This is a genomic window from Acinetobacter sp. YH12064 (assembly GCF_013419735.1).
In the GTDB taxonomy this organism is placed as follows: Bacteria; Pseudomonadota; Gammaproteobacteria; order Pseudomonadales; family Moraxellaceae; genus Acinetobacter; species Acinetobacter amyesii.
In genome coordinates, this window is the sequence record NZ_VOZP01000013.1 from 1 (window position 1) to 17813 (window position 17813).

The 17813-nt window shown below is 41.5% G+C and carries 20 protein-coding genes and 1 pseudogene; 10 read left to right on the top strand and 11 right to left on the bottom strand.

What is annotated here, in order from left to right:
- Nucleotides 1-225 precede the first annotated feature (225 nt).
- Entirely contained in the window at nt 226-423 is a 198-nt protein-coding gene (locus FTU13_RS12895) for a hypothetical protein (protein WP_180128498.1), read from the bottom strand.
- 21 nt (nt 424-444) lie between these two features.
- On the opposite strand from FTU13_RS12895, the pseudogene FTU13_RS12900 reads away from it, so the two are divergent.
- Nucleotides 445-1103, top strand: a pseudogene (locus FTU13_RS12900) (oxygenase MpaB family protein); the annotation flags it as partial.
- Nucleotides 1104-1150: 47 nt separating this feature from the next.
- Here the strand turns inward: FTU13_RS12900 and FTU13_RS12905 are convergent.
- The 3 genes from FTU13_RS12905 to def form a co-directional block, all read right to left on the bottom strand.
- A complete protein-coding gene (locus FTU13_RS12905) occupies nt 1151-3265 on the bottom strand; it encodes a TonB-dependent copper receptor (protein ID WP_180128499.1) in 2115 nt (704 codons plus the stop codon).
- A gap of 72 nt (nt 3266-3337) precedes the next feature.
- Nucleotides 3338-3757 (bottom strand): DUF2946 family protein, encoded by a 420-nt coding sequence (locus tag FTU13_RS12910; protein ID WP_180026133.1) that lies wholly within the window; start codon nt 3755-3757, stop codon nt 3338-3340.
- Nucleotides 3758-3847: 90 nt separating this feature from the next.
- A complete protein-coding gene (gene def, locus FTU13_RS12915; RefSeq protein WP_180079234.1) occupies nt 3848-4378 on the bottom strand; it encodes a peptide deformylase in 531 nt (176 codons plus the stop codon).
- A gap of 119 nt (nt 4379-4497) precedes the next feature.
- Here def and FTU13_RS12920 point away from each other — a divergent pair, with 119 nt between their 5' ends.
- The 3 genes from FTU13_RS12920 to FTU13_RS12930 all read left to right on the top strand — a co-directional run bounded on the left by FTU13_RS12920 (nt 4498) and on the right by FTU13_RS12930 (nt 7545).
- Nucleotides 4498-5652: a LysM peptidoglycan-binding domain-containing protein gene (locus tag FTU13_RS12920; RefSeq protein ID WP_180128500.1), complete on the top strand. Its 1155-nt coding sequence runs from the start codon at nt 4498-4500 to the stop codon at nt 5650-5652.
- Between the two features lie 110 nt (nt 5653-5762).
- Nucleotides 5763-6944, top strand: coding sequence for a DNA-processing protein DprA (gene dprA / locus FTU13_RS12925; RefSeq protein ID WP_180128501.1), 1182 nt, complete (start codon nt 5763-5765; stop codon nt 6942-6944).
- 31 nt (nt 6945-6975) lie between these two features.
- On the top strand, nt 6976-7545 hold the full coding sequence (locus FTU13_RS12930) for an L-threonylcarbamoyladenylate synthase (RefSeq protein ID WP_111885874.1): 570 nt from the start codon (nt 6976-6978) through the stop codon (nt 7543-7545).
- A gap of 437 nt (nt 7546-7982) precedes the next feature.
- Here the strand turns inward: FTU13_RS12930 and FTU13_RS12935 are convergent, their stop codons facing one another.
- The gene (locus FTU13_RS12935) at nt 7983-8864 is read right to left on the bottom strand and encodes a DMT family transporter (RefSeq protein WP_180022164.1); all 882 of its coding nucleotides are present in this window, start codon (nt 8862-8864) and stop codon (nt 7983-7985) included.
- 122 nt (nt 8865-8986) lie between these two features.
- On the opposite strand from FTU13_RS12935, the gene FTU13_RS12940 reads away from it, so the two are divergent.
- The 5 genes from FTU13_RS12940 to FTU13_RS12960 all read left to right on the top strand — a co-directional run bounded on the left by FTU13_RS12940 (nt 8987) and on the right by FTU13_RS12960 (nt 12954).
- Nucleotides 8987-9745 (top strand): helix-turn-helix transcriptional regulator, encoded by a 759-nt coding sequence (locus FTU13_RS12940; RefSeq protein ID WP_180128502.1) that lies wholly within the window; start codon nt 8987-8989, stop codon nt 9743-9745.
- Nucleotides 9746-9889: 144 nt separating this feature from the next.
- Nucleotides 9890-10435 (top strand): glutathione peroxidase, encoded by a 546-nt coding sequence (locus tag FTU13_RS12945; protein WP_180128503.1) that lies wholly within the window; start codon nt 9890-9892, stop codon nt 10433-10435.
- 250 nt (nt 10436-10685) lie between these two features.
- Nucleotides 10686-11012 carry an RcnB family protein gene (locus FTU13_RS12950; protein WP_249707230.1) on the top strand — a complete coding sequence of 109 codons (327 nt, stop codon included), beginning with the start codon at nt 10686-10688 and terminating at the stop codon, nt 11010-11012.
- A gap of 141 nt (nt 11013-11153) precedes the next feature.
- Complete coding sequence (locus tag FTU13_RS12955; RefSeq protein ID WP_180128504.1) at nt 11154-11783, top strand: hypothetical protein; 630 nt, start codon at nt 11154-11156, stop codon at nt 11781-11783.
- Nucleotides 11784-11940: 157 nt separating this feature from the next.
- Complete coding sequence (locus tag FTU13_RS12960) at nt 11941-12954, top strand: pirin family protein (protein ID WP_180128505.1); 1014 nt, start codon at nt 11941-11943, stop codon at nt 12952-12954.
- A 7-nt stretch (nt 12955-12961) separates the two neighbouring features.
- Here the strand turns inward: FTU13_RS12960 and FTU13_RS12965 are convergent, their stop codons facing one another.
- Nucleotides 12962-13429 (bottom strand): hypothetical protein, encoded by a 468-nt coding sequence (locus FTU13_RS12965; RefSeq protein ID WP_180095223.1) that lies wholly within the window; start codon nt 13427-13429, stop codon nt 12962-12964.
- A gap of 105 nt (nt 13430-13534) precedes the next feature.
- Here FTU13_RS12965 and FTU13_RS12970 point away from each other — a divergent pair, with 105 nt between their 5' ends.
- Nucleotides 13535-13978: an AAA family ATPase gene (locus FTU13_RS12970; protein ID WP_180128506.1), complete on the top strand. Its 444-nt coding sequence runs from the start codon at nt 13535-13537 to the stop codon at nt 13976-13978.
- Nucleotides 13979-13984: 6 nt separating this feature from the next.
- Here the strand turns inward: FTU13_RS12970 and FTU13_RS12975 are convergent, their stop codons facing one another.
- From FTU13_RS12975 to atpG, 5 genes are all read right to left on the bottom strand, one after another.
- Nucleotides 13985-14290: a hypothetical protein gene (locus tag FTU13_RS12975; RefSeq protein WP_168378803.1), complete on the bottom strand. Its 306-nt coding sequence runs from the start codon at nt 14288-14290 to the stop codon at nt 13985-13987.
- 140 nt (nt 14291-14430) lie between these two features.
- Nucleotides 14431-14910 carry a DUF2846 domain-containing protein gene (locus tag FTU13_RS12980; RefSeq protein WP_180085711.1) on the bottom strand — a complete coding sequence of 160 codons (480 nt, stop codon included), beginning with the start codon at nt 14908-14910 and terminating at the stop codon, nt 14431-14433.
- A 130-nt stretch (nt 14911-15040) separates the two neighbouring features.
- Nucleotides 15041-15460 carry a F0F1 ATP synthase subunit epsilon gene (locus FTU13_RS12985; RefSeq protein WP_078194022.1) on the bottom strand — a complete coding sequence of 140 codons (420 nt, stop codon included), beginning with the start codon at nt 15458-15460 and terminating at the stop codon, nt 15041-15043.
- A gap of 26 nt (nt 15461-15486) precedes the next feature.
- Nucleotides 15487-16881, bottom strand: coding sequence for a F0F1 ATP synthase subunit beta (gene atpD / locus FTU13_RS12990; RefSeq protein ID WP_078191473.1), 1395 nt, complete (start codon nt 16879-16881; stop codon nt 15487-15489).
- A 29-nt stretch (nt 16882-16910) separates the two neighbouring features.
- Nucleotides 16911-17780 (bottom strand): F0F1 ATP synthase subunit gamma, encoded by an 870-nt coding sequence (gene atpG, locus FTU13_RS12995; RefSeq protein WP_078191474.1) that lies wholly within the window; start codon nt 17778-17780, stop codon nt 16911-16913.
- Between the last annotated feature and the right edge of the window lie 33 nt (nt 17781-17813).

The following is a 17813-nucleotide window of genomic DNA, read 5'->3' on the forward strand; positions in this document are numbered from 1 at the left end:
ACCAGTAATTCAAATTATTTTTAAACTTATCAAATAAAACCCAACTCAATCAATTTAACCAAGTCATTGTTTTATCAGAAGTTTTAATCTTCATCACCGCCGATGGATGTGCATTCTACAGCATTTCTGATCCAACGCAACACCCTTTTCCATTTATTTTTAGTTTTTCATTACGTTTGTTTATTTATTCTACTAAATCAGTGTTTTTTACTTAAAAAAGTGCTTTTAGCGTACAGAAAGCATGCAATACGCCACAGGCACCCATAAGATAAACATTAAAACTGGCATAACACCGTACACTTCTTCAGGCTTTCTATACAACCACTGAATAAATGGAATGACGATACCAAATAATGTCGCCATCAATAGCACACCTACAAATCCACCTTTCAGCAGTAGCCAGACCAAAACTGGCACACTCATCAACAAGCCAATTATAAATAAAACACAGTTTATGTGCGTTTTATTCACGCTTTGGTACGGCATCAACTCCCAAAAGGCAAAGACTGGGATTTTGCAACGTGGGGGGGGCGCCGATGAATCAATTTGACTTGGCGATGACCCATCTTGCCTTTAGCAGTGTGGTACTTTTGGGCATTCGCGCTTTAGGGATTTTCCCATCAAAACAAGAAACTGAAAGTTTTTTGCATTTTTGGCGTTATGTGGGTTGGTTAATGGGTATTGATGAAAAATGGTTAATTGAAAAAGAATCTGACGGTTGGAAACTGCTGTATTGGATGCAATTTGTACACCCCCAATCCGATGCAAGCAGTATGGCACTCGGCGCCAGTCTCTCTAAGGAACCTTTTGAACGACAATACAAATACCTTCGACCACTTCAGCAAAAACTGGCTTATCGACAACATCTGGAGCTGACACAATTTTTTATTGGCAAAAAACGCATGCATAAATTAGGGCTCAAACCCCAGTTTGCCGCATGGTTTGCTTATTATTTATTGGCTAGAAATCTTGTCCTGTATTCAGGTGCTAAGCATCTCCCAAGTTTAAATCAAAAATTACAGCAAAAAGGCCGTGCGATTCAAAAACTCGGTTTAGCACTGTATCAAAGTAAGGCCAAACAACTGGCGAGTATGCACCAATAAAAAAAGCAGAGCGATCGCTCTGCTTTTTGGATGACAAATATCAAGATTTAGAATTTCATCGAAATGCGTGCCCAATAATTGCGACCAATATTATTAAACTGTTGATCGGTCGCTAAACCTGTCCCTGCATCACCCAGTTTATTTAGATGTTCGGTATAGGTTTTATTCAGGAGATTATCTACACCCACAGATACATCTACACCCTCATCAATATGATAAGTACCATTTAAAGACAGTGTGCCAAAACCTGCACTTTCTTTCAGGTCATAACCCACGATATTGCCTTGGTACGCACTGATACGATTTTGTCCATCAACCACACGCCAAAACGCTCCCAAAGTATAATTATCTTGGATATAACGTAGGTTGATACGTGCTTCTAAAGGTGAAATTTGTGGTAATGGCTTGCCATCTGTGGTGTTTTTTCCCCACGCATACATTGCGCTGACATCGGCTTGAATATGATCGTTAAATTGATAGCCAATCCCCGCTTCAGCTCCCGCAATAGTCGCATCGACATTTTTCGCACCCGCGCTAAAGGTTGAACCATGATCATGCTCACCTGTATTTGGATGATCGTGATAACTCATCAAAATAAAGTCTTGAATCAGTCCCGCATAGGCAGACGCCCATGAACTGAATGCGCCATGTTCATGTTGATAGCCCACATCTAACTGCAAGGTTTTTTCAGGCTCAACGCCATTAAAGGTGTTTGTTGTGCCTGCATTGCCATGTTTAGGACTAAATAATTCCCAATAATCTGGCATGCGTTCCACATAGCCTAGACCGATATAGGTTTTACCATTGTCATGTTCAGGGTGTTTATTTTCAAAACGAATAAAAGCACTTGGCAATGTTTCATTCAGCTCCGTGTTATAGCCACTCGCTTTCGAAGCGGCACGCTCATCTTTCACTTGCACTTGATCAAGACGAAGACCTGAAACCAACTTATTGTTGTCACTCAATTGATAACTGACTTCTCCAAAACCACCATAGGACTGAAATGCCATATCTTGCGTTAAGGGCTTATTCATCGAAGGCATCATTTTCGACGTCATGCTGCCAGCGTGTTTATTATTCTGCGTATCCAGTCCAGTAATGAACTGCAGCTTATCCCATTCATGGGTTACCGCCATACGTGCATTTAATGTACGGCGTGTAACCTGCATCGCCATTGGATTCGGCATCAGCATAGTCATACCATGACGGGTCATTTCAGCTAAAGGTGGCTCACGCAAACTAAAGTTGTCCATGATATGGTCGTTATAACTATAGTTGACCTGTGCTTCGATTTTTTTAATCACCTCTGTGGCATTCTTTTTCTCGACACGAAGGCCTAAGCTTTCACGGGCAAATTGCGAACCATCCATTGAACGGCCTGCGTATACCGCCTCACCATCGGCTTTACCTCCGGTAAGTTCTACCCATGTATCTTCGTTTGGCGTCCAACCGATTGCCAAATCTGTATTCCAGCGCTCCCAGTCTGACGGCACAGTATTACTATCTCCATCTTGGTAGCTGTCTGCAACAGAACGGCTGGCATTTAGACGGACATATTTATGTTCATCCCCCACGGCCGCTTCGACATTATGATCTAAACGACCATAAGAACCGATCATCACACCGGCTTGACCACGGTAGTTTTTATCAGCATCGAATTGTTCAGGTTTGCGTTCAAACAAGACTGTTGCAGCAGAACCTGTATTGGCATATTGAACCGTTTGAGGTCCTTTAATCACTGAAATACGATCATAGCTTTCAGGGGAAATATAAGAAGTTGGTGCATCCATTCGACTTGGACACGCCCCTAAATTTTCTGTGCCATCGGTCAATATTTTAATGCGTGAACCAAACATGCCACGGAAAGTTGGATCTGCATTGGTTCCCCCATTTTTAATGGCACTAAACCCCACAATACTTTTTAAATAATCGGCCCCATCACTGGCAGGTATCGGTTGAATCGGCTGTTTGGGATTGGCACGAACAATCAGGCCATTGGCATCATTACCCTGATGTGATGTCACCACAATCGGTGCCAAAGTCTGAACAGCATTGGTTTCCATCATCTCTACGGACATCTCGTCAGCCATCACCGTAGTTGAATAGCAGGCAACACAAATTGCAGCCGCAAGAGGCTGTAGAAAAAATTTAGGCTGAGCCATGTTTATCTCACAAAATACATAAATAAAGGCGTACCTGAGTCCTCAAAGACCCAAGTTAAAAAAACGTCGGATTTATGCAGCGAGTGGCGGGGCTCGACCTTGCGGAAGTAAAAAGAGTTGTTGAAGAACAAACCAGACATGCTTGAAAGCTTTTTGAAAAGCAATTAAACGAACTTGAATTCGATCAAGCACTTCTTTCACATCAAGCTCAGGGGGCAAAACCAAATTGCCATAGACCGTACAATACTGACATTGATGACTGGCATCATGTTCATGGGCAGTATGATCGACTTGAACTTGCTCAGCGTGAGCGGAAGATGAATGGTGTGAATGTGCGGTATGTTCAGCATGAACATTGGGAAGTAAAAGTGCACGCGTAATGGTTTCGCAGACCGGAGCAACTTGATATTGCTTGGGCAACAATGGCTGTAAAAAAACAGCAATCTGCAAAAAAACCGCTGCAAAGGACAGCAGCACTCCACTACGAAACAATACAGGCAAACCCTAACATTTGTCTGAACCAAGTATAACAAAGCCCAATCGAAATTGGGCTTGTCTCAGGTATTTTTTAACCGCGATCAATTAACGCTTAACTGCGACTTTATCTTTTTGGCGTTGGCGCACCAATTTTTCCACTTTGTCACGTGCACGTTGACGTTTCAAAGGCGATAGATAGTCGACGAATAACTTACCATTTAAGTGATCCATTTCATGTTGGATACAAACTGCGAGAAGTCCGTCTGCTTCCACTTCAAATGATTGACCTTCAAGATTAATTGCCTCAATTTTTACACGTGACGGGCGCTCAACTTTATCGTATATTTGAGGCACTGATAAACAGCCTTCTTCATAGGGCTGCGTCTCTTGCGTCAATGGCGTAATTTTGGGGTTAATAAACACCATGGGTTGATCTTTTTCTTCAGATAAATCCATGACTATCAGCTGAATATGGTGATCTACCTGTGTTGCTGCCAGGCCAATTCCCGGTGCTTCATACATAGTTTCAAACATGTCGGCTGCTAACTGACGAATTTCATCAGTAACTTCTTCGACTGGTTTTGCAATGGTACGAAGACGGGGATCGGGGAAACTTAAAATAGGTAATAAGGCCATACGACGTCCTCACTTATGCCATTGATCAAAAAACAAAATGAAGGAATGCTTCATCAAAAAATTGTGTGTAATATCGTTATTATAACGCAGTTACATACATAATTTTAGGAATTATGATAATGAAAAAGGTTTTGAAGGGCATGCCAACTTTTAGTGCCTTGGGGTTTAAAAAACAATTATTGGCACTTACAGTCTGTGTAAGTGTGGGGATGGGAATGGTCAGTGTTGCAGAAGCTGCCCCTGCTCGCAACGTCAATCCACCATCATTGAAGGCAGGTGCGCCTCAAGTTTATGTGGTGAAAAAAGGCGATACGTTGTGGGATATTTCCAAACGTTTCTTAAAAAATCCTGTGCGCTGGCCTGAAATCTGGGCAAGCAATAAACACGTGAAAAATCCACACTGGATTTTCCCAGGTGACCGCCTATTAATGTGTACCTACAATGGCCGCCCAATCATCGGTAAGGATGAAGGTGATGGCTGTGAAGGTATTATTCGTCGCTATACAGGTGGCACTAAACTTCAACCACAAGTTCGTGTTGAATCCCTCAACAGTGCGATTCCGGTTATCCCATTAGAATATATTAAGCAATGGCTTGAGCGCAGCATGATTGTTTCAGCTGATTCTGTTGAAGGCACACCTTACATTTTAGGTACAGCTGATCAACGTGTATTGGCAGCCAAAGGCCAAACAGTTTATGCACGCGGCCAAGGCATGCAAGTCGGTCAACGATATGCTGTTTACCGTGAAGGCGAACCGTACATCTTTACCGATGCAAACGGCAAAAAATACAACGCAGGCTTAGAACTGACTCAAGTCGCTTCAGGTGTTGCCGTTCGTGGTGAAAATGACATTACCACTTTAGAACTGACCGATACTTATAATGCCGAAGTTCGTCGTGGCGATCGTGTTCTTCCTGAATATGACCCAATGCTACCAACGCTGTTCTATCCAACCAATGCTGAAAATGTCACTGCTGGCGGTAGTATTGTTCGTGTCATGGGCTCGATTGGTACTGCAGCGGTTCACAGTGTTGTGACAATCGACCGTGGTAGCTTGCAAGGCGTTCAATCTGGTCAAGTCTTTAGCGTGAACCAAAAAGGTGAAATCGTGACTGATCCGAAAACCAAAGAACGTGTTCAACTTCCAGGACAACGTATTGGCAACATCATGGTATTCAAAACGTTTGATAACTTAAGCTATGCTTATGTACTTGAGAGCGAATTACCAATCAAAGTGGGTGCAACGATTCAGCCACCACTGATGGATGACTAAGACCAAATCCATAAAAATGAGGCTGTATTCAGCCTCATTTTTTATTATCCAACAACGATATCACTAATAATTTTAACCCATAAAAAGAAGACATATTCAAAGGTCTCATTATGCTCAACTCATTGACTGACTTGCATTTAGATTACATTCGCCTGTGGTTTGTGGTGCAACACTCACTTCGTAGTTTCTATAAAATTCAGCAGCACTATCCTGCCCTACACTACGCCCTTAAGCCTAATCAAATCACCACATGGCAAAAATTAGGACTGCATAAAAATCATTTAAAGCGCTTTGAGGAATTTCACAGCCCAAGTGGACAGCTTAGCTTTGAAAAATGTCTCAAGGATATTGAACAATACAGTGACTTTGTACTGATTCCTGAAGACCTGAACTATCCTCAACAGCTTTTACCTTATAGCGACAAGCCGCCCATTCTATTTGGACAAGGTAATGCTCAAGCCTTGATGCAACCCCAAATTGCGATTGTGGGTAGCCGCAAACCCAGTCCCCAAGGTCGACAAATTGCCTATGATTTTGCTTATTATCTGAGTGAGCAAGGGTTCTATATCAATAGCGGTTTAGCACAAGGAATTGATGAAGCGGCACATCGCGCTGCCATACAACACCACAGAACCATTGCCGTGATGGGTACAGGTTTAGATCAAACTTATCCGACCGCACATCAGCGTTTAAGACAAGAGATCATCCAACATGGGGGAACTGTAATCAGTGAGTTTCTTCCACACACTCCCCCATTGCAACACCATTTTCCACATCGAAATCGTATCGTGAGTGGGCTCAGTCTTGGTGTCATCGTAGCGGAAGCGGCATTAAAAAGTGGCTCACTGATCACAGCTCAACGCGCTGCCGAACAAGGCAAATCTATTTTTGCCATTCCAGGCCATATTTATAGTGAGTCGCATCAAGGTTGCCATCAACTCATACGCGAAGGTGCAATTTTGATTGATCATCCACAACAGGTCATTGAAGACTTGGCATTGGCTACACAATGGCAATCGCAGGCTGCCGAAACCTTAACAACCACCGAAATAGAGACACCCAAAACAGCAACACCAGACACCCCTCCACCCGAACCTATACCAGAACATTTAATTGCGCTGTATCGGCAGCTTGATTGGGTCGGCCAAAGCCTTGATCAATTGTCCATTCAACTCAAAATTGATACCGCGACATTGACCAGTCAACTGATGGAATTAGAGTTAATCGGCTATGCCACACAACAAGCCGGACACTACTTACGTTGTCGAATGGGTAAATTAGGTTCACAATAGTCCTTTGTCGAATCAGATAAGGTCTATAGAAATGATTACCACCTCTGTTGCAGAAGCAGCTTCCTGTCTAAAAAAAGGTCAGGTTCTCGCATATCCTACAGAGGCTGTTTGGGGATTGGGCTGTGATCCCTACAATGAGCAAGCCTTTCTCGAAATTTTGCGCTTAAAACAACGTCCCATTGAAAAAGGTGTGATTTTATTGGCTGCGAATGTCGCTCAAGTTGAACACCTGCTTCAAGGCTTAACAGAAGATATGCGTCAGCAAGTCATTGCAACATGGACCAACCGTAAACCCAATGAACGTGCAACTACATGGTTATTACCGGCTGGCGACCATATTCCAACATGGATTAAAGGCAATCATCCAAAAGTCGCAGTCCGTGTGACTACCCATTCTTTATGTGTAGCTTTATGCCAAGCTTTTAATGGCTTTATTGTGTCTACCAGTGCCAATCCTGCGGGATTAACCCCTGCACGTTCCTTACAAGAAGCCAATCAGTATTTTGCTAATGAACTAAATTACTTAAATGGTGATCTCGGCCTAAGCCAAGAACCAAGCAAAATAATTGATGCTGAAACAGGTGAAATCATCCGCGCATAAGCTCGGATGCCTGTCTATACCTGCCTTTTAGAAAATACAAACAAAAAAAAGCTCAGCCATATAGGGATGGCTGAGCATAAAAAAGGATGTGTATAAAATCACATCCAGAGGGTCTTGCAATCTCTGGGTAAATATCAAGTAATTATTAAGAATTACTTCCTCATTTACGATGAAAGTATTATGTAATATTTTTTTAAATTTAACAAATATATTTTTTATATAAATAAAACTACTGATAAGCACTTTATTTGTGATTTTATAACCACTTAGTCAAAATATGTATCTATTTTTGATTGATTTTTAAGACGAGAATTCGTTTTTTTAATTCAGTTTTACACTCAAAAATCCATTTTCAAAAGATTTGCTCTATAAAAAATAAGTTTGTTTGCCTATTTTTTAATCAATAATTCTCATAAATTTTCAACTTTTTACTAGATTTACTTACGCTGCGCCAAGATCACCCCAGTAATCGCCATCACTGTGCCGACGGTATGATAAAACATCCACTGCTCAGCCAACCAGAAATAGGCAATAATCGCGGTAAATACCGGCATCAAATTCATAAAAATACTGGTGCGATTCGGCCCGAGATGTTGCACAGCCAACATCCATACCAACGGTGCAATCAATGATGGAAAAATTGCCGCATAAAATACACTTGGCGCATTCGCAGGATTAATCGCGTCAATGCCTAAATACAACACGAATGGCAAGTGATATAAAACGGCAAAGAAAATTTGTACATATAAGCTCAACAGTAGCGGAAGTTTCAATTGCCATTTTTTTAAAAACACCCCATAAAAGGCATAAAAGAACACTGCGAAGATCATGAGGATGTCGCCGAAATGTCCGCCCATATTGAGTAATTGACTGAAATCTCCTTGCGCAATGACAAACAATAGCCCCGTAAATGAAATCGCGCAGCCCAAGATGGCATAGCGGTTAGGTACATCTTTAAGTATGAAAAATGCAACGGCAATCGTAAAAACAGGGATAAAGGCATTAATGATGCCCATATTGGTCGCCGTCGTATAATGCGCAGCGGTATAGCCCAAACCTTGATATAACACCATGCCAAAAGCACTCAGCACAGCCAACTGCTGCCAATGCTGCTTGATAAGCTGTCTTTGCTGCCAAACGGTTTTCAGCATAAAGGGGGTTAAAATCAAAAATGCAATAAACCATCGATAAAAACTAATACTGACTGGTGAAATATAATCAGTCACATAGCGGGTGACGGTAATATTCAACGACCATATAAATACTGCGATCAGAGGCAAACAAATTGCAAATTTCGCCCAACGCGCTTGAAGCAACATGTCTGACTCCTCAATATATCGTGCAAAGATTGGTTTAGGTATTTTGAGTGATGTCTGTTTTAATTGAAATACATGATTTCAGACATTTATATTGTAGTTCCGACATTGACTCTTAGGCTTATATGGCATCAGCACCGATTGAACAACAGATCGAGCTTTTTGAAGCGCACTACACCACATTAGATGCGGTCTATCCGCACAGTTGTCTGTGGGGTGATTTTAATTTTTGTCTCGATGGTATTTTCGAATATGAAATACAAGGGCAACATCATCTCTCACCTGCCAGTTATGGGGTGTGGATTCCCCCCCAGACAGAACATTGCTCAGTCGCGATTGATGAGCAACCCATTCATTATGTGGCAATCCGACTGGCACCTGATCTCTGCATAAATTTCCCCAAGCAGACGGAAGTATTTAGCATCCAGCCTTTCTTTCGTTTGTTGGTGCAAGAAATTTTGGCCTTTCCTACAGAGCAACATACCACACCACCCTATCGACACCTGCTACAGGTCTTATTCGACCAGTTAAAAACAGCACCCAAACATCAACATTATTTACCGCAAAGCCATGATGCGGTGTTAAAGCCGATCTTGGTGCAGCTCGCAGATGTAGATCATTTTAGCTTGAGCCTACAGCGATGCTTAGCCAATGTGGGTTTGAGTGAGCGTCAGTTACTGCGGCTGAGTCAGCACGAACTACAAATGAGCCTTTCTGAATGGCGAAACCGTGCAAAAATTATTTATGCCATTCAACAACTCCGCGCTGGTCAGTCTATTAAAGCTCTCAGCTATGAATTGGGCTATCAACACAGCTCAAGCTTTATTGAGTTTTTTAAACGCTATACAGGAAAAACCCCAAACCAACACCGTGCCACTAGTTAAATGCCAAGCACTCAAGCAAGCCTCAGCTCGAATTCTGCAAACTACTACAAAAATTATGCGAAAAGCCTATCGATAAAAGCTTGCTGTTCACCAGATTTCCCTTTAAAACAAGGATGAAAGGCACAACTTCAATTAGGAACGAATATGTCAGCTTCAGTTTACGATATCCCGGTAAAAACCATCCAAGGTGATAACACCACACTCAATCAATACCAAGGCAAGGTTTTATTATTGGTCAATGTGGCCTCTAAATGTGGGCTAACACCGCAATATGAAGGCCTAGAAAAACTCTATACAGAAAAGAAATCACAAGGTTTTGAAATCTTAGGTTTTCCTGCCAATAACTTTTTAGAACAAGAACCTGGTTCTGAAGCTGAAATTCAAGAATTTTGCTCAATCAACTACAAGGTTGATTTCCCACTTTTTGCAAAAATTTCTGTGGCAGGCGCGGATAAACACCCACTTTATCAAACCTTAACCCAAGCCATCCCTGAACGCATTGGTGAAGGCCCATGGTGGGATGATTTAGTTGAATACGGTTTAACACCAAATCCAAAGCCTGAAGTGCTCTGGAACTTTGAAAAATTCCTCGTGAATAAACAAGGCGAAGTTGTGGCTCGATTTGCACCTGACATCAAGGCAGATGATGCACGTATTGTCGATGCCATTAACGCTGAATTAGCCAAATAATTCGACAATATCTCAATATCTCAGTTAAGATTGTTGTGATTTTAACTGAGATTGATCATTTTAAATTATCACAATAATAGCTATTAATTATCATATGATGACAATTTAAATAATTTATTCATTATTTAAATATTTCACATACACATTGTTCAAAGTTTCCCTGTAAATACTCATTATGATGAGTCTTATCAATTCATATCCAGCAGTAAACAGGTGAACTTATGAATACATTAATGAAAGCTATCGTTTTATGTATTTTTTGACAGCACGTGTATCTGCGCTAACAATAGATGCACGGCAAAATCCTCAAAAGACGAAAACCCAACAGCACACTAAACAATACACACGAGTAAAAAACCAAAGCCAGAACAAGAAGAAAGCTGTAAATCCTTCACATGATTGGCGTTCTGGACAAAAAGTACCTTCTGAATACCGTTGTCATCGCTACAAAGGTGACCACAACAAATATAAAAAAATGTCTAAATCAGGCAAAAACCAACAATGGATTAAAGTGAATGGCGACTACATTTTAATGAATGCCGTCAGCCACGCCATGATCAAAATCATTGCAGGTTAAACCCATCAAAACATCAAAAGAGGGCAAATGCCCTCTTTTTTGTTCGAGCGATTATTTTGTTATTGCTTTGCAACAATCTATTTTTTATCCACATTCTGCCCCTATATTCAAAGCATAGACTTAACACATAGTGATGATTGAATGAAAAAGCTTGTGCAGAATGCCCTTCTCCCTTTTGCCATTTTTAGTGGTGTTTTGGTGCTGATTGGCTGTGAACCTGCCACAGCACCGCAACAGGAACAGGAACAAGAAATCGCAGCAGAAAATGATCGCCCTGCAACAACATCAACAAACGAAGATCAATCTGCGACACAAAGTCAGGCGACAGATCAAAGCCAATTAAAAAGCGGCAATATGTTTTATATCGTTCGCGATGTTGCGGATATGCAACTTAAAGCCGGCAATTATGTTGAACAACTCAAACAAACGCAGGTCGATTTAGAAGCCGCAGTCAGCAACCAAGATCATCTCCAATTGCAAAAAGCAGCAACCCAGCTGCAACAGCAGCTCAAAGGTTTCAATCAAGCATTGAATGATTTAAATCTAAAAAGCACTGAGATTAATGATATTCGCAGCAATCTACAGGCAGCGAATCAGCAAGTATTGGCCTCACCTTTTCTCAATGGACAAGTCGATTTAAGCAAAGTTGATTTTCAGAAAATCCAAAATCAAATGGGAAATATTCAAGCGGAAATGCTGAAATTGGCAGGTATGTTGATCCAAGACCAAGCAGCTAAAAGCTCATCTAATGCAACCACTAAAACTGAATAAGTAGCGAAATTTAGTATTTCCATTGCATTCCACCTGTTGTAAATCAAAAAAGCGTTAGACCTTGAGCTAACGCTTTTTTCTTACAGTTCCGCTATAGAACACGACTGTTTTTCCTTTTAGATTAATGCTGAATAATAAAGCCAATGATGGAACAGTTATGTCAAACGCTGTGATTTATAACATTACACCCATTACCTTTCGTTTAGATTTAAAAGATCCTTTCTTATTTACTGCTCATCATATTGATCATTTTCCTGCTGCAAATGCAGACATGGGGCCAAAAACAGCCGCAGAGAATGATGAATTCAATATGTACTATGGCGATGTGGTTCCAGGTTTCCCAGAGCATCCACACACTGGCTTTGAAACCATTACCTTGGTTGAACAAGGCTATGTCGATCACTTTGACTCATTAGGCAATGGCGGACGCTATGCTGCGGGTGATGTGCAATGGCTGTCTACAGGCAATGGCGTTGAACACTGTGAAATGTTCCCCCTACTGCATGAAGATAAAGCCAATCCTTTTGAACTTTTCCAAATTTGGTTTAATTCATCAGCTGAACAGAAAACCCATGATGCTGACTATAAAATGTTTTGGCGTGAAGAGATTCCTCACGTCTTTGAAACGGATAATGAAGGAAAAAAATCGGATATTCGCGTGATTTCAGGGCAGTTCAAATCCACTGATGCTATTTCCCGACCGCCACACTCATGGGCGGCTGCCGCAGAAAATAAGGTCAACATTTATTTAATCACCATGCAAGCAGGTGCAGAGTTGGTGATTCCCGCAACAACAAGTAGCTCCAACCGTTTTGCTTATTTCTATCAAGGCAATACATTAGAAATAGAAGGTCAAACCATTCAGATGAAGCATTTGGTTGAACTCCAATCAGATGCCGACGTCCATCTCAAAGCAGGTGGATTAGAAGCACGGATTCTGTGGTTAGAAGGTGAACCGATTAATGAACCCGTGGCGATGCGCGGTCCATTTGTGCTCAATACCACGGAAGAACTCGATGCAGCTTTTAAACGCTATCGTGAAACCCATTTTGGAGATTGGCCTTGGCCAACACCCGCACCGGTCTTCAAACGTGATCAGGCTCGATTTGCCAGTTATGAAGGCGGTAAACGTGTAGAGCACCCAGAGCAGGAAAACTCACAAGCGTCTTAAAGTTCAATTAGTTGGATTGAGCAAATTCAAAAGTATTACAGTTTTTATCTTGTCCAAGTGCGCGCTGAACATCTTGTTTAAAACGTGCTTGGGCAAAGGTATATTGCTTCGGTAAAAATAAGGTAATACGTGTCGTCTGCGGATCTAAACTTTCGACCAACATTTTATGCAAATACGCCCCATGCTCAGTTCGTGCCATCAATGTCCCCTGCTCCAAATGCTCTTCCAAACGATTATCGGTATAGACGTAGCGATTGTTTGCGGTAAACGCAACACAGTGATTATAGGCTTGTCGCAGATTTCGAAAGGCGGTCATATATGGGATTTTAAGCTCCGTACTGATGCCATTATCAACCGATTCAGCGACAAGTGCAGCTTCAGTGGGAAGATTGGGTGTCGTGACGTATTGGCTTTGACATGCAACGAGCAAACTATAACAAAGACACAGCGATAAACTGTTGAAAAATTTGTGCATACGGACCTTTGCAACTTGTTCTTATTTATTTTGCAGAGATTGTAGCAAAACTGGGTTGCTGATTTAATACTCTACTATTCATTCCGTGCTTTCATTGCAAATGCTATGCAGCTGATTATTTTTACAGGCGTTCAAGCCTCTGGCAAATCCACCTTTTACATGTTGAATTTATATCATAGCCATTTACGTATTAATTTGGATATGTTGAAAACCCGACATCGGGAAAATATGATCTTTGAAGCAGGTTTGGCATCCAAAACCAAAATGGTGATTGACAATACCAACCCAGATCGGGAAGCTCGTGCTCGCTATATAAAACGCGCAGTTGCTGCAGGGTTTGAAGTGATTGCTTATTATTTTGAAACCGATTTGGACAGTACCTTAAAGCGCAACAGTTTTCGTGAAGGCAAAGCCCATATTCCAGAAGTTGGCGTGCATGCGACCTATCGAAAGCTTCAAGTCCCGTCACAAGATGAAGGCTTTGATCAAATTTTTAAAATTAAAATTATCAGTCACGGCGAATTTTCAATTTTACCCATGTATGAATAACGAGCATTAACCTGCTTTTTGACTATCTTGCCATTTTTTAAAAGCTGATTGCATGGCCTGACGTTCATATGGTTTCACTAAACGACTTTCTAATGAAGCAAAATCACCTTTATAGGCAGCAGCGACCATCGATTTTGCCAGTTCTTGAATACTCACGCGCCCACGGTGTTCATATTGCTGGACTTCTTCATGGGTGAGTTCAACATCCCAACATGACACGACAGAACTTAGATCAACCGCAATGCTCAAATAATATTGATCAAAGTCTTGATAAAGTTCCCAAAAATGCGGCTCATAGGCGATAAGGTTCATGGTGCAATGCTAGCTGATTGAATTTAATCACCATAAAGATTGTATTGAATAAAATATATTCAACTTTAGATTGATCAATTTCAAATAATTTAGGGATAAAAACTACCCTTTCGAGTAGTTTTTTATCTACATATAAACCTTTATTTCAATGCGATGGTGGCTTTGCTGCAATTACCACCTTGTGCAAATGCATATTCGCTTACGGCCTTTTTGCCTGTTTGCTCATCAACCAGTTTTAAATTTGCCCCACCTACAAATGCGCCCATTTTAATAAATTGCTGAACAAAATATTGTTTACCTGCTTCAGTTTCAATATCCAAATGGTTAGGTGAAAATTCTGATTCAGTCGATATTGTATGTTTTTGATTACCCATTACTTCTTTATAAAAAAATACTCCACGAGAGGTTTCACCTAAACATTCCCCATCTACCCATACATCTTTCTTTAAGGCAGCGCCTTTCACAGAAGCTGAACGATATACATAAATTCCTGCATTGCCTTCTTGTGGGGCATTAAATTGTTTTACTGCTGTTGAAGCATTTTGATCTGCTTTAGGTACGGATGCACACCCAACAAATCCCAAAGATAATAGTAATGTACAAAAGATTTTATTAGACATCATTAATTCCATTGATATATTTTTAAGCATATGAAAAATAACAATTAATCAAAATATAATCAAATTTATTTATTATTCAGCCATAAAAAAACCACCCTCTCGGGTGGCTCTTTCAATCTCAAACTGCGTCTTATTGAGCGCGGTTTTTGATTTTGCGGATGGTTTCCAACTGAGCAGCAGTTTCTGCAAGAGCAGCCAAAGCAGCAGCTGAGTCCAAGTCGCTCTTTTGATTTGCTAACAATTGTTCAGCTTGTTTACGAGCTTCAATAATTGCTGCTTCATCAAGGTTGTCAGCACGTACTGCAGTATCTGCAAGTACAGTAACAACGTGCGGTTGAACTTCTAGTACACCACCTGATACATAGATTAATTCTTCTGTACCATTTTCAAGCAGAACGCGGATTGCGCCCGGCTTGAGCAAAGTTACTAGTGGCGCATGGCCAGGCATAATACCTAACTCACCACCAGCACCTTTAGCAATTAGCATAGTTACAGCGCCAGAGTACAAAGACTCTTTAACACTTACAACGTCACATTGCATAGTCGCCATGAGAATCTCCTAAATTAGGGAACTAATTAAAGTTTCTCAGCTTTAGCAATAACTTCATCAATACCACCAACCATATAGAACGCTTGTTCTGGAATGTGGTCGTATTCACCAGCTAGAAGACCTTTAAAGCCACGAATTGTTTCTTTAAGCGGTACAAGTTTACCAGGAGCACCAGTAAACACTTCAGCTACGTGGAACGGTTGAGAGAAGAAACGTTGGATCTTACGTGCACGGTATACAGTAAGTTTGTCTTCTTCTGCCAATTCGTCCATACCAAGAATTGCGATAATGTCTTTCAATTCTTTGTAACGTTGAAGAACGTTTTGAACTGAACGAGCGATTTCGTAATGCTCAGTACCCACTACAAGTGGATCTAACTGACGTGAAGTAGAGTCAAGTGGATCGATCGCTGGGTAAATACCAGAAGATGCGATGTCACGACTCAATACAACAGTCGCGTCCAAGTGAGCGAAGGTAGTAGCAGGCGATGGATCTGTTAAGTCATCGGCAGGTACGTATACCGCTTGGATTGACGTAATAGAACCAGACTTAGTAGACGTAATACGTTCTTGAAGAACACCCATCTCTTCTGCAAGAGTCGGTTGGTAACCTACTGCAGATGGCATACGACCTAGAAGTGCTGATACTTCAGTACCCGCTAGTGTATAACGATAGATGTTGTCGACGAACAATAGAACGTCACGGCCTTTACCGTTTTCGTCTTTTTCGTCACGGAAGTACTCAGCCATAGTCAAACCAGTCAACGCTACACGTAAACGGTTACCTGGTGGCTCATTCATCTGACCGTAGACCATTGCTACTTTGTCTAGAACGTTTGAGTCTTTCATTTCGTGATAGAAGTCATTACCTTCACGAGTACGTTCACCAACACCAGCAAACACAGATAAACCTGAGTGAGCTTTCGCGATGTTGTTGATCAACTCCATCATGTTTACAGTTTTACCAACACCGGCACCACCGAACAGACCAACTTTACCACCTTTAGCGAACGGGCAAAGTAAGTCAATGACTTTAATACCAGTTTCTAAAAGGTCAGTAGAAGCCGCTTGTTCTGCATAAGAAGGCGCTTGACGGTGAATTGGTAAACGAGCTTCAGTACCAACAGGACCAGCTTCGTCGATAGGGCGACCAAGAACGTCCATGATACGACCTAAACATGCAGTACCTACAGGTACAGAGATAGGCGCGCCAGTGTTAGTTACAGTAAGACCACGCTTAAGGCCTTCAGTAGAACCCATTGCAATAGTACGAACTACGCCATCACCAAGTTGCTGCTGAACTTCTAATGTAGTTTCAGTACCATCAACATGGAGAGCGTCATAGATCTTAGGAACGCTGTTACGTTCAAACTCGACGTCGATAACCGCGCCGATGATCTGAATGATACGACCGCTACTCATTGCTGTCTCCTCAATTCAAACTAATAATGTTAAACGGCAGCGGCACCACCAACGATCTCAGAGATTTCCTGAGTAATCGCGGCTTGACGCAGCTTGTTATAAATAAGTTGTAGGCTCTTGATCAATTCACCCGCGTTATCAGTTGCAGCTTTCATTGCAACCATACGAGCAGACTGTTCACATGCGATGTTTTCAATCACACCTTGATAAACCATAGACTCAATGTAACGAACCAATAAACCATTTAGAAGCTCTTCAGCTTCTGGTTCATAGATATAGTCCCAACCGTATTGACGATTTAGGCCTTCGCTTTCCTCAGCAGCTGCTAAAGGAACAAGCTGTTCGATTTTTTGGTTTTGAGTCATGGCGTTGACAAAGCCGTTTGACACTAGATAAATACGATCTAACTCGCCTTTATCAAACGCGTCTAACATCACCTGTACAGAACCAGTTAACTGTTCAAGACTCGGAGCATCACCTACGTTTGTAGTTGCACCAAGAACTTTACCGCCGTAGTTTTTAAAAAACGAAACCGCTTTTTGACCAATTAAAGCAAATTGAACTTCAATTGACTGCTCTTGTTGCTGTTGTACGTGTTTGACCACTTTTTTGAACAAGTTAATGTTCAAACCACCAGCAAGGCCGCGATCTGAAGAAACAATGATATAGCCAACGCGCTTTACAGGACGTTCAACCATATAACGGTGTTTGTATTCAGGGTTCGCTTGTACCAAATGAGCAATTACACGGTGCATATTTTCGGCATACGGACGGCCTTGAGCCATGCGCTCTTGCGCACGACGCATCTTAGAAGCTGCTACCATCTGCATCGCGCGAGTAATTTTCTGCGTGCTTTTGATACTAGCTACTTTGGCGCGAATTTCTTTTAAATTTGCCATACGCTTAACCTAGTATTCGAAAGCCCTTTCGAG

Excerpts from the sequence above, each read along its gene's own strand:
- FTU13_RS12950 (WP_249707230.1), top strand. The coding sequence starts at position 10,686 with ATGTATTTTTTGACAGCACGTGTATCTGCGCTAACAATAGATGCACGG.
- FTU13_RS12905 (WP_180128499.1), bottom strand. The coding sequence starts at position 3,265 with ATGGCTCAGCCTAAATTTTTTCTACAGCCTCTTGCGGCTGCAATTTGT.
- FTU13_RS12985 (WP_078194022.1), bottom strand. The coding sequence starts at position 15,460 with ATGGCGACTATGCAATGTGACGTTGTAAGTGTTAAAGAGTCTTTGTAC.
- FTU13_RS12920 (WP_180128500.1), top strand. The coding sequence starts at position 4,498 with ATGAAAAAGGTTTTGAAGGGCATGCCAACTTTTAGTGCCTTGGGGTTT.
- dprA (WP_180128501.1), top strand. The coding sequence starts at position 5,763 with ATGCTCAACTCATTGACTGACTTGCATTTAGATTACATTCGCCTGTGG.
- FTU13_RS12945 (WP_180128503.1), top strand. The coding sequence starts at position 9,890 with ATGTCAGCTTCAGTTTACGATATCCCGGTAAAAACCATCCAAGGTGAT.
- atpD (WP_078191473.1), bottom strand. The coding sequence starts at position 16,881 with ATGAGTAGCGGTCGTATCATTCAGATCATCGGCGCGGTTATCGACGTC.
- FTU13_RS12940 (WP_180128502.1), top strand. The coding sequence starts at position 8,987 with ATGGCATCAGCACCGATTGAACAACAGATCGAGCTTTTTGAAGCGCAC.
- atpG (WP_078191474.1), bottom strand. The coding sequence starts at position 17,780 with ATGGCAAATTTAAAAGAAATTCGCGCCAAAGTAGCTAGTATCAAAAGC.
- def (WP_180079234.1), bottom strand. The coding sequence starts at position 4,378 with ATGGCCTTATTACCTATTTTAAGTTTCCCCGATCCCCGTCTTCGTACC.
- FTU13_RS12935 (WP_180022164.1), bottom strand. The coding sequence starts at position 8,864 with ATGTTGCTTCAAGCGCGTTGGGCGAAATTTGCAATTTGTTTGCCTCTG.
- FTU13_RS12965 (WP_180095223.1), bottom strand. The coding sequence starts at position 13,429 with ATGCACAAATTTTTCAACAGTTTATCGCTGTGTCTTTGTTATAGTTTG.
- FTU13_RS12970 (WP_180128506.1), top strand. The coding sequence starts at position 13,535 with ATGCAGCTGATTATTTTTACAGGCGTTCAAGCCTCTGGCAAATCCACC.
- FTU13_RS12895 (WP_180128498.1), bottom strand. The coding sequence starts at position 423 with ATGAGTGTGCCAGTTTTGGTCTGGCTACTGCTGAAAGGTGGATTTGTA.
- FTU13_RS12975 (WP_168378803.1), bottom strand. The coding sequence starts at position 14,290 with ATGAACCTTATCGCCTATGAGCCGCATTTTTGGGAACTTTATCAAGAC.
- FTU13_RS12960 (WP_180128505.1), top strand. The coding sequence starts at position 11,941 with ATGTCAAACGCTGTGATTTATAACATTACACCCATTACCTTTCGTTTA.
- FTU13_RS12955 (WP_180128504.1), top strand. The coding sequence starts at position 11,154 with ATGAAAAAGCTTGTGCAGAATGCCCTTCTCCCTTTTGCCATTTTTAGT.
- FTU13_RS12980 (WP_180085711.1), bottom strand. The coding sequence starts at position 14,910 with ATGTCTAATAAAATCTTTTGTACATTACTATTATCTTTGGGATTTGTT.
- FTU13_RS12930 (WP_111885874.1), top strand. The coding sequence starts at position 6,976 with ATGATTACCACCTCTGTTGCAGAAGCAGCTTCCTGTCTAAAAAAAGGT.